The organism is Geofilum rhodophaeum (assembly GCF_002210225.1).
Taxonomy (GTDB): Bacteria; Bacteroidota; Bacteroidia; order Bacteroidales; family Marinilabiliaceae; genus Geofilum; species Geofilum rhodophaeum.
Genome location: NZ_MWUJ01000002.1, coordinates 228,422 through 242,860 on the forward strand (window position 1 = coordinate 228,422; position 14,439 = coordinate 242,860).

The 14,439-nt window shown below is 41.9% G+C and carries 10 protein-coding genes and 1 pseudogene; 9 read left to right on the forward strand and 2 right to left on the reverse strand.

Going from position 1 to position 14,439, the window contains the following annotated elements:
- Nucleotides 1–73 precede the first annotated feature (73 nt).
- Nucleotides 74–733, forward strand: coding sequence for a hypothetical protein (locus B4W65_RS03385; RefSeq protein WP_088653712.1), 660 nt, complete (start codon nt 74–76; stop codon nt 731–733).
- A 459-nt stretch (nt 734–1,192) separates the two neighbouring features.
- Nucleotides 1,193–1,600, forward strand: a complete 408-nt coding sequence (locus tag B4W65_RS03390) for a DUF805 domain-containing protein (protein ID WP_088653713.1) — start codon at nt 1,193–1,195, stop codon at nt 1,598–1,600.
- Nucleotides 1,601–1,709: 109 nt separating this feature from the next.
- On the opposite strand, the gene B4W65_RS03395 is transcribed toward B4W65_RS03390, so the two are convergent.
- Entirely contained in the window at nt 1,710–2,567 is an 858-nt protein-coding gene (locus B4W65_RS03395; RefSeq protein ID WP_088653714.1) for an HIT family protein, read from the reverse strand.
- A complete protein-coding gene (locus tag B4W65_RS03400) occupies nt 2,548–3,591 on the reverse strand; it encodes an HNH endonuclease domain-containing protein (protein WP_205741203.1) in 1,044 nt (347 codons plus the stop codon). The genes B4W65_RS03395 and B4W65_RS03400 overlap by 20 nt, the downstream gene beginning before the upstream one ends.
- Before the next feature lie 522 nt (nt 3,592–4,113).
- Between B4W65_RS03400 and B4W65_RS03405 the strand changes: the two genes are divergently transcribed.
- The 7 genes and pseudogenes from B4W65_RS03405 to B4W65_RS03435 form a co-directional block, all read left to right on the forward strand.
- On the forward strand, nt 4,114–4,911 hold the full coding sequence (locus tag B4W65_RS03405) for an ion transporter (RefSeq protein ID WP_158522763.1): 798 nt from the start codon (nt 4,114–4,116) through the stop codon (nt 4,909–4,911).
- Nucleotides 4,889–6,745, forward strand: a complete 1,857-nt coding sequence (locus B4W65_RS03410) for a hypothetical protein (RefSeq protein ID WP_088653717.1) — start codon at nt 4,889–4,891, stop codon at nt 6,743–6,745. Before B4W65_RS03405 ends, B4W65_RS03410 begins: the two co-directional genes overlap by 23 nt.
- A 102-nt stretch (nt 6,746–6,847) precedes the next feature.
- Complete coding sequence (locus tag B4W65_RS03415) at nt 6,848–9,358, forward strand: hypothetical protein (RefSeq protein WP_088653718.1); 2,511 nt, start codon at nt 6,848–6,850, stop codon at nt 9,356–9,358.
- Nucleotides 9,359–9,766: 408 nt separating this feature from the next.
- Nucleotides 9,767–10,027 carry a hypothetical protein gene (locus tag B4W65_RS03420; protein ID WP_088653719.1) on the forward strand — a complete coding sequence of 87 codons (261 nt, stop codon included), beginning with the start codon at nt 9,767–9,769 and terminating at the stop codon, nt 10,025–10,027.
- A gap of 14 nt (nt 10,028–10,041) precedes the next feature.
- Nucleotides 10,042–12,762 (forward strand): TonB-dependent receptor plug domain-containing protein, encoded by a 2,721-nt coding sequence (locus B4W65_RS03425; RefSeq protein ID WP_146697697.1) that lies wholly within the window; start codon nt 10,042–10,044, stop codon nt 12,760–12,762.
- Nucleotides 12,763–13,133: 371 nt separating this feature from the next.
- Nucleotides 13,134–13,379 carry a hypothetical protein gene (locus B4W65_RS03430; RefSeq protein ID WP_158522764.1) on the forward strand — a complete coding sequence of 82 codons (246 nt, stop codon included), beginning with the start codon at nt 13,134–13,136 and terminating at the stop codon, nt 13,377–13,379.
- Nucleotides 13,380–13,443: 64 nt separating this feature from the next.
- Nucleotides 13,444–14,384, forward strand: a pseudogene (locus tag B4W65_RS03435) (class II fumarate hydratase); the annotation flags it as partial.
- Between the last annotated feature and the right edge of the window lie 55 nt (nt 14,385–14,439).

The following is a 14,439-nucleotide window of genomic DNA, read 5'->3' on the forward strand; positions in this document are numbered from 1 at the left end:
GTGATTGTTCTTATTTAGCTGGTTTTATTTAACTTTGATAAGCAGTTTTGTTTAATACCATAAACTCTTCGCTATGAATTTTATTAACAAGTTGAAATCAATCGAAAAGGCGCTACTCCCTTTTTGCTCTTTCATTTCTTTTTTTGTTTTGCTCTCTTTGGGGGCCGCCTCCTGTGCTTTTTGGGGCCTGCACAAAACCGATGCCGTTTCGAATATTCTGTTTGTGCAAGATGGACATGAGTATAAGGTTAAGGAGGGTGGTTATGAAGTCATTGAAGTCAAAAAAGCACCTTTCTCATTTTACTTTACTTTTCCTCGTTTTGAAGACACCCAAATCTCCGATTGTGTTGTTCAATTGGCAGCTGTTACCAAGCCTGAAATCTTGGAGCAGGTTGCTGTAAACATGCCCCTTTCTCAGGTTGAGTTTTTCTCGCCCGCTACAGGTATGGCTGCTCCAAGGTATGGTGGTTATGAGTATTTATACATAGTAAACGATGCGCATCATTTTCTGGTTTATGATGGTGTCGATACTAAGCGACTTACACCAATCAGCCAATCAGAGCGCCAGTTTAAACTTGCATTCGACGTCAACAAGCTATTTGTAAATGGGGCTGAAATCCCCATTGAAGACAGCTCTCTTGACACATTATATCTTGCGATTTTAATCAATCACAATAACGATGATTTTATAGACGAAGGGGAACTCACAAAACTAAATATACAACTGAAATAGCATCGTCGTAGTTTGCCCCTGAACTAGTTCCCTTTGGGAGGATGCAATATTTATTTAAAGGAAATCCCAATAATAACCTTAATTCATTATTAATGAAGACTTTTTTCATTGCATTGTTTTCCCTTCTTTCTTTGTCGTGTTCCGAAATGCGATAATCGGGGACTCAGGAAAGTAAAGATCAAATAATTGTTGATGAAGAGACTGAAAACGTATTACAGCTGGACGACAGAATGGCTGTTGAGACGTCAGTTGATGCTGTTGATCCTAGTTTAATATTTTGGAGGGAGGTACTTAGCGGAATATTTCTAAAGCAAGACAATCGTTGTTCGCCAGAGCTTAATCCAGGAGAGATATATACAGAATTATTATTGTTAATCTGGGCGAAAATCCACGGCGTAATAATGAGGGTGGGCTCGAAGTGTATTTGGGCTTCGGTCTGAAATTAATAGTCTGCAAGAGATGAAAACAGTTGGTTATCATAGGGTTCAACGGAGAAATCAGGCTTCCAATGGTGCTGGTTGGGGTGATACCGACAGTAAGAGTGCACTGTTTTCTGGGCGTGTTGGGCGCTCGGAATTCCTGTGTACATACAGTATGTTTACAGCTATTCTGGTTGTGACTCAAATTTACCTCCCAGATTTAGATTGGTTGCGGCTTTTTGTAATGATATTGGTGGCCTTTTTTCAAGTCAGCTTAATTGTTCAGAGGTTTCATGATTTAGGACGCCATGGAAATCATTTCTGGTTGTTGTTTATTCCTTTTTATAATTTATATCTATTTTTTGGAGTCCTTTTTGGAGAAAGGGGCCAATCTGGGTCAAATATATATGGGGATGAGCCTGTTAGAAAGAGACAAATGTTTTTGTAAATGGTTGACGCAATAGAAGCCGGCTTTTTGAGATGGAATTAGATTTTAGGCGTAACTCTTAGCAAGATGGATTCTTGTTTCCGCACTAACACTTTTTCTTTATGGCTCATTAATAGTTTTGTTTGCCGGGAATTACTCCTCGAATACCACCTTTAGGTCTTTTAACATCTCCTCTATAGCGGGGGATGAGATGTATATGGACATGAGAAATACTCTGACCCGCCGCTTCACCATTGTTTATGCCGATATTGAATCCATCAGGGTTGAATCTGTTTTGGATGATTGTTTTGCATCGGTTGATTACCAGCCAAAGCGCGCGTTGTTCATGAATGGAGAGGTCAAAATAATCTGCGACATGTCGCTTAGGAACGATTAGTGCGTGGCCGGGATTGACAGGAAAGGCATCTAGAAAGGCTATGGTTGTCGCGGTTTCGGTTAGCAGCTCGATTTCCGGAGCTAAGGTGCAGAAAGGACATCCTTTATCAGATCTGCTCAATTGGTTGTAAGGTTGGTACTGATATATTTCACAATTTTCATTGGCGTATAGGCTTTTAAAGGGTAAAAGTACATTGCATTGGTAAGTCGGTTTTTTGTGAACAAAGTGCATTCTAAAGCCTTCTTTCTTTAAATCTCGCCTTACTGAGTAGAAAGCCTTGCCAGTAGGCTTAAGTAATTCAGAAACTGCCATTAAGACTTCAGCCTGTTCATTAGGTTCTAGAACGTTTAATACATAATTGCATATGATAGTGTCAAACCGTTTTTTAGGGTAGTCAGGGCGATGGTAGTTGTCGTAGCCAACGATATTATAGCCTTGTTTTTGGAGCTGGTGGGTGTCATAACCGTAGCCACATCCAAAATCCAGAATCTCGCCATTCAGCAAACTGTGTTGTGCCAGCCATCGGGTCGGAAAGGAGATTGCATTTCTTTCGATAGCGGTTAGGTGAGGGTTATTGCGAGGTTGTTTCATGGGACATAGGGTTTTGCCAGTATCTAAAGCCCATGTTTTCTGCTATCTGGGTCATAGGTGAAAAGGTTTTGTGAAATATCTCGAAAAACTCAAGGGCTGATAGTTTGATGAGGTTGGGGATAGAGTCGTGAATTGTAAGGTAGTCTTCTAGTAGATTATTGTTTGGGTTTTTTTTGAAGATTACTCGCAGTGCATTTTGGTGTATTTGTGCATAGGGGGAAAGGTACTCTTCTAATATCGGGAGATTGTTGCTTTTGGAAGAATTTATGCCTGCATCGGCAGGAACTAAATTCCATAAAAGGTCGTGTGAAACAAAACTCCAGGGAATAAAATGGTCCAGATCATAGTTCTTCGGTTCTAGTAGCTGCCCCGTATAAATGCATTTGATGGTGCCGTTTACTTCTATAAATGTATCCCAAAATTGTCGTTGCCGAGTGAGTGACGCTCTGGAAATGGGTTTCACCAGTTTTGAGGTCAGATTGGGGACATTGGGATTCCTTTTTTGTAGAAAGTTTGTCAAGTGCCAGAAGGTAAAATCCCGCAAGATGAGATAATTGTCGTGTAGATACGTTTCCCATTTCGGGTTTATCCTGATGGTGTCATTCTCGATGGCATATAAGGCATTATTGGTAAAGACTTGGGATGAACGCACAACACCTTCATTCGTGGTGTATTTAATCCAAGGTGATAGAAAGCGGTAAGGAACATTTAGAGAGAAAACCCGCAACAAACTGCGAATTTTCGGTGTGTCGACATTGCTGTTTAATACTCTTTTTATAACCTGTTTTCTAGCATCAATCGGGATATTAAGCTCCTTCTGCAATTCAATAATTTGGGCATATAGCGAGTCGGCCTTTCCAAAAGATAAACGAAAGAAGTGTATTGGGTACCAGGCTTCTGCTATCATTCCAACAATAATCTCCCAGAACGAGATTTGCGTCTTTCCCTCTTTAACGTAGATGTCCAGGATTGAGACAAGCCAATAGTACTTGTAAGTAGCAACAGTGTTGTCGTAAACTTGCATTAACTTATTGGTCTTCAGGCTTGTATTACTGGGTAATGTCATAGTTAAAAACTAAGCTTGCAATTTGAGAACTAATTTCCGGGATCAGATCTTAATGAGGACTAGCTAACAGAATCAGCTGCATAAATTTACAACTTTTTATTTACTAGACTTAACCTTAAGGGCCACTTCGTTGGGGAGATGAGCGCTTTGGGTTATTGGGATAAAAGCCTTAAGTGGTTTGGCCATTATCCATTCTCTTTTAATCTATAGGGGGCTGCCTTAGTAAGTCATCTGTCTGGAGTATTCCGGATTGTTCCTCTGTTCTACCGTTAGGACAGCTGAACTCGCTTGGGACCACGATCCTCTAAAGTCTCTGTAAGCTGCCTTTTTAGAATCAATATGGTCACTTATTATAGATAATTTTCCTTATATTTGAAATATAGTCATAATTTCTTCGATGGATCTTCTTTCGATTAAATGTTCCTCTGTTCGCGCTTTGTAAATGCTTGCGACCATGGAGTACTGGTTTTTCGGATAACTATGAAAGCAATTTTTTTTAACGACCGTTTTATTTTCTCTTTGATCGCACTTAATACTGCGATTATATTTATCAGCGGATATCATTTTACAGGAGTTGATCGCTTTGTTCTTCTGCTTGCGGATAATGTTATTACCGGGCTTTTTGTCGTTGAGCTCCTTGTAAAGATTAAGCACCAGGGTTTTACTGGGTATCTAAAATCAAATTGGAATAGATTGGATTTTGTCCTGGTTCTTGTTTCATTACCGTCATTAGTAACTTTTGTATTTGACGTAACTATCTTAGATGTGAGTTTCTTGTTGGTATTTAGGGTAATGCGTGTATTTAAAGCATTTCGGTTTATTAAGTTTATACCCAATATTAATGAGCTAATTGCAGGCCTTCAAAGAGCGCTAAAGGCATCTGTCTTTGTGCTAATCGGCTTTGTATCTTACATTTTGATTATTGGATTGTTGTCGTTTTACATCTTTAGGTCCAGTGGAACCGATTACTTTTCAACACCACTCATTTCGCTGTACTCCATTTTCAAAATCTTTACTGTTGAAGGTTGGTTCGAGATACCAGAACAGCTAATAGAATATGGGACTTCCGCAAAAGCCTTTTTTACCTATCTGTATTTCATCATTGTTGTATTGACTGGAGGGATACTCGGTCTGTCCTTGGTGAATTCCATTTTTGTGGATGCGATGGTGAGTGACAATAACCAGGAATTGGAAATTAAGATTGACCAATTGAATGAGACTGTAAATAAGCTATTAACCAAAATTGAGAGCGGTCATGAAACTAGAGAAAATCCTTGAGAATGTAAATTCATTGGAGAAGAATCCCTTTTTAAAGGTTATCGACAACATTAAGTCCTGTAATCCAAAGAATAATAAGGAGATTGACAAGATTCTTTCTGATAACAGTAGCGGAGACTTAAAGAGTGTTGACAGTATAAATATTGCAAGGGTTTTTAACCTGGTGAAGAATGAGTTTGCGGAGACCGTTAAGGCAGAGTTTGTGAATACTTCTTCACAGCTCGATATTCTGATAGATATACTGATAAGGGATGGGAATGGGATACTTAAACAGGCTTGGTTGTCAACACTCTATGAACGAGAATTGACAAATATTCGAAACAAAACAGCTGCATTAACCAAGCAGTTGAGTGACGAAAAATCTGATTTGTCGATAGAGAGAAGACGAGATTATAGCATTTATAAAGCATGTGTAGAAACAGCCTACGTTAATGATACTGAGAATAACAGGGAAAATAAAATTTCTAATGATGAATTGACCATTCTTCTGACATTGGCGCGGAAGTTGGAGCTTTCACAAGAGGAAGTAAAGCTCATCAATTATTTGATCGTTCCTCCTGTTAAGCTGGAAATTGACAGTGTGATCGCTTCCCTCAAAAACATCGGAGTTGTTTTCTTTTCTAAGAAGAGCAACACCGTTTTTGTTGCAGATGAAGTGGTTACGGTGTTAAGAAAGATACGAAAGAAGGAAATTGCCGATAAGCATTTTCGTAGAGTTCTGAAGACTTTTAGGGAGCCACAAATCAACCTTATTTGTCGAAAGCACAACATTGATTTTAAAGAGCTTACATACGATGAAAAAATAAAGTCGATAATTACTGAGGGTATTTCGGTTTCAGATATTCTTGCCGCTGAGATTCACAAGGAGGATACATCCCTTACCGATAAAAAGAAGGTAATTAATGAAGTGTGGGAAAAAGGACTTCGGATTGACTCACCACTTAGAGGTAGCACAGTAGATGAGAAGATAAACCACATAATTGATTATTTCAATAGATTGGAGCGGGACGATAAAGTGGGTATTTCTGTTGAAGGCTATGAGAAATTACTATTGGAACTGAACGAAAAGATGCCCGTCTTCAAAAAGTATCTGTACAAAGAGTTTGAGTTGCATGATGACTTCGTCGTTAATTGCAGTTCTTTATTGGATTTGAACATAAAGCCGAGGGATATTCTTGATATTATACCAACGGAGGAACTTAAGCAGTTTGCTGCTGATAACGACATCAAACAACGAGGCGACTTGGCATTGAATATTCTGGATGCTTATAAGGATGCAGAGAATCTTCTGATTGAAAATTATGAAGCTATAGGATTTCGAGACCTTGCAACTCTTAAGGAGAATGGCATAATGATCAAGGAGAGTGAAATCGGATTAAAGTTTGAAGATATTACCAAAACCATTTTCGAGAAATTGGGCTTCTTTGTGGATGAGGACCTCAAGAAGACCATAAATACTGCGAATTCTAAATGCGACATTATTTTGAACCTTGGGAATAATGATGTGATTATTGTTGAGTGTAAAACAGTTAAGGAAAGTGGTTATAATAAATTTAGTGCAGTATCACGTCAAATAAAATCCTACATCAAGCAAGCTCAGGATGAGGGACTGAATGTAGTGAAGTCTTTATTAGTCGCTCCTGATTTCAGTGATGATTTTATTAATGATTGCGATTTGGAGTTTGAAATAAACCTATCACTGATTACTGCGTCTTCCTTGAATAAAATTTTGGAGGGATTTAAGAATTCTAAACTTAAGCAGTTCCCTCATCAACTGTTGTTGAAGGATGTGCTTATTAAGGAAGAAAGGATCTTGAAAGCAATAAGTAAATAGGGGTCTTCCGGACGATATTGACCCCTATATCCCCCTTCCCCAATCAACTAAAATGCACCGAATAATACTGAACCTTTTTAAGCACAAACCAAGCAGCCAGCTATGAAAAAATTCATATTCTCCTGTCTTTCGCTTTTTCTGCTTGGGCATTGTCTGGCGCAGGTGCTGCCTGATTATACGCCGCTTGATGCTGCAGACCCGGTGGTTTTTGAGGGTACTTACCTGGTGTATGATGGCGATACGGTTGTACTTGGGGCAAGGGCTTTTTTTGTGGACGGACAATTGAGTGATGAGGTGGTGGCGCGTTACGACTTTGTGTACAATTCGGTGAATGAGGCGGTAGCGCATTTGAGGCATGGTACGGAGGAGCAGCCTATGGTGCTGTATATGGCGCCTTATGTGTACTGGATTGACAACCCTGACGATCCGGAGGTTCGGGTGCCGAAGGAAGGGGAGGCGGCGCCTTACGGATTGATTGTGGAGTGTGAGTGGTTGCGGTTTTATGGTTTGACTAAGAAGGCGGAGAATGTGGTGCTGGCGGCCAATAGGGGACAAACGATTGGGGCACGAGGTAATTTTACGCTTTTCAAGTTTGTTGGGGAGGGCACGAGTTCGGAGAATGTGACTTTTGGTAATTATTGCAATGTGGATCTCGAGTTTCCTTTGAAGCCGGAGTTGAATAGGGGAAAGCGGGCGTCGGCCATTGTTCAGGCGCAGTTAATTCATTGCAATGGCGATAAAATTGTGGCCCGCAATACGCGTTTTATTAGTCGTTTAAATCTTTGTCCCTTTGTGGGTGCAAAACGTGTGCTCTTTGATGCTTGTCATTTTGAGCTGACCGACGATGCGCTGAGTGGTACGGGGGTTTATCTGAACAGTACTTTTGATTTTTACAGTTCAAAGCCTTTTTACTGGACCCGGGGTACGGGGGCGGTGTTTCTCAATTGCGACATCAATTCCTATGTAGACGGGAGGCAGTATTTTACTAAGGCGGGGGGACAGTTGGCGCTGGTGGATACGCGGATGGTTTCGGAAGGGCTTTCTTATTTGGGGTGGCAGGACGAGGCTCCTTTAGAAACAAGGAATTACCAGTATGGGCTTTCTTTAAATGGTGAGCCGGTTGTTGTTGAGGAACCTGGTTCGGTTTTGACGGTGGACATGAACCAGAAGGGGGTGTTGGGTGCTTACCTGCTGGATTACCAAGGGGAGCGCGTTTACAATTCTTACAATTTGTTGCGTGGTAACGACGATTGGGATCCGATGGGTATTGCGTCGGTGATTAAGTCGGTGGAAAAGGAGAGGGGGAGGAACTACAGCAGCATTCCAACGCAGTTGGTGATAAACAAGGGCAAAGGGTCCATTGAAACGGGGCGCGACAGTGTGCTGCTTTCTGCCAAAGTTTTCCGCTGGGGCAATTTTGAGATGCAGGGTGTGCCGGTGCAATGGTCGCTTAAGCCGGAGGATGAAGCGCGGGTTCAACTGTTCCCTTTTGACGACGGACTGCGGTGTACGGTGGTGCCAACCAACGATGGCGATGAGGAGGTGGAAGTGGTGGTGAGGGCTACAACTGAAGCGGGCCTGGAAGCTGCAGCAGTCTTATACGTAGCGCCTTCAAAACTGCCGCCTCCGGTTTTTTTGTCGCAACCTGAACTGTCTTTAAGTGAGGTAGGCACGCTTCACCTTTCTTACGAGTTGGACCTGGCCTTTGACGACCAGTCGGAGGTGACCTGGTACCGCTGCAGCGATGCCGGTGGCAGCGCTGCGATTAAGGTGGCTGTTTCTCGGGGAAATGTGCCTTTGCGGGCGTATGAACTCTCGGCGGGGGACGTAGCTTGGTACCTGATGGCTTCGGTGTCCCCGAAGCATCAGCGCAGCGATGGGGGCACACCCGTTCGTGTTTTTAGCTCAGAAAGGATTTCCGATAAGCATGTAAAGACTGCCTCGCAGGTTTTACATACAGATTTTCGAAACTTTCCCAGCGATGATCAGCCAAAGATTCTGCCGGGTTTCTGGTCGCTCGGAAGTTTTGATCCAATGTTTACCGGGCGCAGTAGACCTATGGTTAAGGGGGATGCCTGGTATTATGGCGAGGGTGCCGATGGGGCCAAAGGCTTGCAGGGCTTGCTGCCGGCCACTTATGCTTACCTGTATTACACGCCGCCCATAGGCCATAAGGGGGTCACTAAACTGTTGCTGGAAGTGGCGCCTTTTAAGACGGCAGGCCAGGGTTTCAGTATAGCGCCTTTGTACATGGATGTGCTGATCAATTTTGATGCGCAGAACCTGACGGGTTATGCTTTGCGCTTTATCCGAACCACCAAGTACCACAATGCTGTGGATTGTCTTATTGTGAAGTATGAGAAGGGGGTGGTAAAGGAAGTGAGTGCCCCGGTGTCCACCTCGGCTTTCCGAACGCCCTGTTTGATTACTTTGGAGATAAGGGGTAAGCGGCTTATTGCGGATGTAACGACTCGGGCCGGGGCTCGCGAGAGTGCGGGGGTAGCGCAGGAGGTTAATATCGATATCGATATTAACCCGGTTTCTGCCGGCGGGTTTGGTCTTCGCTATGCCGGTGGATCTCCTACACTGATAAAGTGGCTGAGGGCCGAATGAGAAGTCGATTCATGTTTTTTTGAATAATAATGCTGATCTTTAATCCGATGAAAACAAAAATGAAACTCCTTGTCGTTTCTTTACTTGCAGCATTTATTACCTCATGTGCACCTCAAACCTATTTTCAGGTGTAGACAGGGATCGGTTTCACATCAAGACATCAGTGTTGGATAAGGAGGAGGCAGGCAGGTTTTTAGGAGGTGGCGGGTATGCGGGCGTGATCAGTCTGTTGTATCGCGGCTTATGGCTGGTAATTGTGGGCATAATAGATTTGTGGATAACTTTCAAAAGTATAGAGATATGAAAATTCAATGCAAAAACAAAGACATTGTTAGCAGTGTAAGGTATCATACTAACGGAGGAGTTGTTGAGTAATGATCGCAAAATAGTAAAAAGCACTTGTCGAGGATGACACTTTCGACCTTCCAGGGGGTTTATCAAGAGTATTTGCACTCACGTTTAAGCGTACGCGGCTTTTGCGCCAATCAGGGCTTTGCACCATCCACCTTTTACTGTTTTAAGCTGCCCACTTTGGGTGACAAGCATACTTCAGTGGCTATAAGCTGGCACGATTTGATGATAATCGTCAAGGCCATTCTTGACGGCCAGAAAATATTTACTAAGAAGATTAGCTACGCCCAGGCGCATATTAATAAAAACATGATTTAATATTGATAAATAAGATGAAAATTTTAAACCTAACTACCCTAATTCTATTAACCTCAGTGTTATGCCTTTTTAAAGTAAGTGCACAGGATGTCATTCTTTTTAATATTAACGACTCTATACCCTTGATAAATAAGTGTGTAAGCAGTTCTGAAAATTACTACTTTGGACTATCCTCCCAACTTATCGGTACTTCCAAACTCAATACTATATCTAGTATATTAATCGTTATCGACGGCATCCCATATCCCGATCGGACAACAGATGAACTCGATTACACAACTGCTGATTTAAACGACATTGCACAACTGGCCCACATTCCTTTAGAAAGTATTGAAGCTGTTGAGTTGTTGGATTACAGTCCCGGTACCCTGCTTTATGGTTCCGATGCCCGGAATGGAGTCTTATCTATTATAACTAAAAATCACTCTTCAAATAAACTTCATGTTAATTACAGCTATTCAAATACGTTTAGCAAACAACCTAAAAGTTACGAAATGCTCAGTGGTGATAATTATCCAGTGTTTATGATGGAGGCGTTATTTAATCCCCGACGAAATGAACACACAATATATAATCGGGCATTATTGTATGATCCCACCTGGTCAGAATATGAAAATTTCAACAACAATACCAATTGGCAGAACGCCATTACTCAATCTGGTTTCAACCAGGAGCACTATTTATCCCTTTCCGGTCAAACCAATAAACTGGGCTACCAATTAGCTGCCGGATATAGCAAAGGAAAAGGAACAATGAGGTGGACTTCAAATGAAGAATATTCTATTCACTTGAATTTGAGCTATCAACCAATAGAAATGCTTACAGCAAATTTCAACATCAATTATAGCAATATTCAAGCAAATAGTTACAATACATATAGTAGTTTAGATTTATATGAAGGTGCATTGAAAAAGATGCCCAATATGTCGATCTACGATTCTGAAGCAAACGGGACATTCACTTCTGAATATTATGTTCCAACAATAGAAGCTTTAGTTTACGATGGTAACTATACCAATCCCGTACATTATGCTAATATTTCATCTCAAAATGATATTAATAAAATACTAAATCCAACATTCAACTTAGAATTAACCCCGATAAATGGGCTCAAATACAAGCTGGCAACTTCTATCATAAAAAAACAATATGATTTAGGATTACATGATCTTCCTATGAATTATGCATACCGTTCAAGTTATAATGGAATCGGTGAGTATGCAACCTATTTATACAAGACCAATACACTATACCTTACAAATGCAATAAATTATTATTTAATACAAAACAATTCAAACCAATTAATGCTTTCAGCTACCCACTCAATAAATACTCGGAAATCTGAAACGGACTATGAAGCTGTTAATTATGAAGGCAATTATAAATATGGCTCCAATAATCATAACGAATTAAAAAACCAAAACATAACCGGAAGTGTCAATTATTCTGCATTAAACAGGTGTTTTGTTAACGTCGGGGTTTATACAGAGGCCTCTAAATCAATTAATTATATTAGCAAATATGAGTCAACTTATTTCGGGAAGGGTTACGCACTCAATGCTAAATGGGCTATCTCAAATGAATCTTTTTTTAAACCACTGGACTTTATTGATTATCTTTCAATAGCCGCATCAATCAACAATCATAACATTCCAATATCAGATGCATTTGATGAGAAACAACAGGATGTCTGTTTTAAGTCCCATCTGCAGCTATTAAACAAGTTCTCCTTTAATGTAAATTACTTCGAACGAGAATTAAAAAACCAGGTCATAGATTCGCACTATTTCTTTAAACATAACATCTTAAACAAAGGATGGGAACTTAATACCAAGATTGCATTAATTGACCAGGAAGATTTTAAGATTGCTGTTTTTGGCCACCTGCACAAAAACACCCTTCAAATAACTGAAGCCAATTACGATTTAAATGATGGTTTTTATTACACCTACACCAATGGAAACTATTTAAAACGCGGTGAATACGACAAAATATACGGGTTTAATTACAATGGTGTTTATCAATACAACGATTATATAGAAGGAACTCAGGAAAATGCCCCGGTTGCAAGAGATTCTGATGGGAATATAATACTCGATTCCAATGGTAACCCTGCACCAATGATCTTTGCTAAGGGCGTCATAGAATATCAATTTTTGGGTGGGGATGCCATTTACGAAGATATAAACCATGATGGTAATATCGATGAAAATGACATCCAACAGATTGGAAATGCGCGACCCAAAATAACCGGAACAGGAGGCACGTCACTTCAATATAAAGGCTGGTGGTTGGGTGTCTTTTTCAACTTTCGATACGGTAACGACATCGTTAATAGAGCGCGCATGGATTTAGAAAATATGTACACATACAATAATCAAACAACAGCTGTTAATTACAGGTGGCGAAATGAGGGCGATCAAACCCATATTCCAAGGGCATTATATAAGTATGGCTACAACTGGCTTGGCTCCACTCGTTTTGTCGAAGATGGTTCATTCTTTTGTTTGAAAACCATAACACTTAGATACCAGATACCTGAAAAGATTATTTCAAAACTACACTTGAGCAATCTTTCGTTATACATTACCGGTAAAAACTTGTTCACAATGACCGATTATCAAGGAGCAGACCCCGATATATCTCTTAATACCACTTGGGATACTTATGGTTATGATGATAATTATAACGCAGCAACCAAGCAGTGGATATTTGGGATTAATGTCAGCCTGTAAAAAAATGAAAACACCCCCTAACTGGAAATATAAATAAGGACCAAGCACCTGGTTTTTGTGGGCTTGTTTTCGTAATTTGTGAAAACACTATTGTTAAACAAAACAAGATGCTGTGGCTGTGCTGATTGTGGTATTGGCATTGCGTAGGACCAGGGATTGATTTAATGGGTTGGACGGTTTTCTAATGGGCGACTGATTTATTGGTCGCCCATGATTTTTATTGTAATTTGGCCTGAGTATAGTCTTTAGAGTTTCGCCACTATGCTTTTAACTTACGTAACCGATAAGAGCTTTGGACCTTCGGGCGGTTTTTTCGCATTCGCTTTACCAATAATTTGTGGGGCTTTATTAAGGTCGGGAAGTGGCAGTACGTGCATCGCAAGATGCAGTTGGGCTTGAGCCATGCCCGCATGGCTTACCAGGTACACAGTTTGAGCAACCGAACCATTAGTGTTACGGATCCCGATTGGCGGGTGAATATTTACGACGGTGAGAAAAGCCGCAAGGGGAAAACCATTTGCAAGTATAAGAACAGGGAGGATGCCGAGGAGGAGTTGGCCCGATTGAGTGAGCTGCTGAATTTGACCATCCGGAATGAAAAGCTGGCCCTGGGCTAAAGCAGGTTTGAACAGCACAAATTTAATATGAAGTAAGATGCAGTACAGAAGTGAGAAGGACACCATGGGCGGGGTAAAGGTACCTGCCGATAAGTATTGGGGCGCACAGACGCAGCGTTCCATACTTAATTTCCCTATTGGACCGGCGGGATCTATGCCGCTCGAAATTGTCCGGGCCTTTGGTTACCTGAAGAAGGCGGCGGCATTGACCAATATGGAATTGGGGGTACTGCCTAAGGAGAAGGCGGAGTTGATAAGTCGGGCTGCAGATGAGATTATAGCCGGGGAACTGGACGACCAGTTCCCCTTGGTGGTGTGGCAGACGGGGTCGGGAACGCAATCGAATATGAATTGCAATGAGGTGATTTCGAATCGTGCCCACGTTCTGGCGGGCAACAAGCTGGGCGAGGGCAGTCCGCTGATTCATCCCAACGACGATGTCAACAAGTCGCAATCGTCGAACGATACTTTTCCTACCGCCATGCATATTGCGGCTTACAAAATGGTGGTGGAGCACGTGCTTCCTTCGGTTTCTCTGCTTAAAGAAACCCTGCAAAGGAAGTCGGAGGAGATGATGGAGGTGGTTAAAATTGGGCGTACCCACTGGATGGATGCGACTCCTTTGCCCTTGGTCAAGAGTTTTCGGGCTATGTGGCGCAACTGGAGCACGGCTTGCGGGCGCTGAAAAACACGCTTCCGCACCTTTCGGAGCTGGCTCTGGGGGGAACGGCGGTGGGTACCGGTCTCAACACGCCCAAGGGTTATGCTGAAAAGGTGGCGGCAAAAATTGCGGAACTTACCGGCCATCCCTTTGTTTCGGCGCAGAACAAGTTTGAGGCCCTGGCGGCGCACGATGCCATTGTTGAGAGTCACGGTGCCTTAAAGCAGTTGGCGGTGAGTCTGATGAAGATGGCCAACGATGTGCGTATGCTGGCATCGGGACCGCGGTCGGGTATTGGGGAGATCAACATTCCGGAGAATGAGCCGGGTTCGTCCATAATGCCGGGCAAGGTTAATCCCACTCAGGTGGAGGCTTTAACCATGGTGTGTGTGCAGGTGA

Coding starts and splice junctions, on each gene's coding strand:
- B4W65_RS03425 (WP_146697697.1), top strand. CDS start 10,042: ATGAAAATTTTAAACCTAACTACCCTAATTCTATTAACCTCAGTGTTA.
- B4W65_RS03415 (WP_088653718.1), top strand. CDS start 6,848: ATGAAAAAATTCATATTCTCCTGTCTTTCGCTTTTTCTGCTTGGGCAT.
- B4W65_RS03410 (WP_088653717.1), top strand. CDS start 4,889: ATGAAACTAGAGAAAATCCTTGAGAATGTAAATTCATTGGAGAAGAAT.
- B4W65_RS03420 (WP_088653719.1), top strand. CDS start 9,767: ATGACACTTTCGACCTTCCAGGGGGTTTATCAAGAGTATTTGCACTCA.
- B4W65_RS03390 (WP_088653713.1), top strand. CDS start 1,193: ATGAAAACAGTTGGTTATCATAGGGTTCAACGGAGAAATCAGGCTTCC.
- B4W65_RS03405 (WP_158522763.1), top strand. CDS start 4,114: ATGAAAGCAATTTTTTTTAACGACCGTTTTATTTTCTCTTTGATCGCA.
- B4W65_RS03385 (WP_088653712.1), top strand. CDS start 74: ATGAATTTTATTAACAAGTTGAAATCAATCGAAAAGGCGCTACTCCCT.
- B4W65_RS03400 (WP_205741203.1), bottom strand. CDS start 3,591: ATGCAAGTTTACGACAACACTGTTGCTACTTACAAGTACTATTGGCTT.
- B4W65_RS03395 (WP_088653714.1), bottom strand. CDS start 2,567: ATGAAACAACCTCGCAATAACCCTCACCTAACCGCTATCGAAAGAAAT.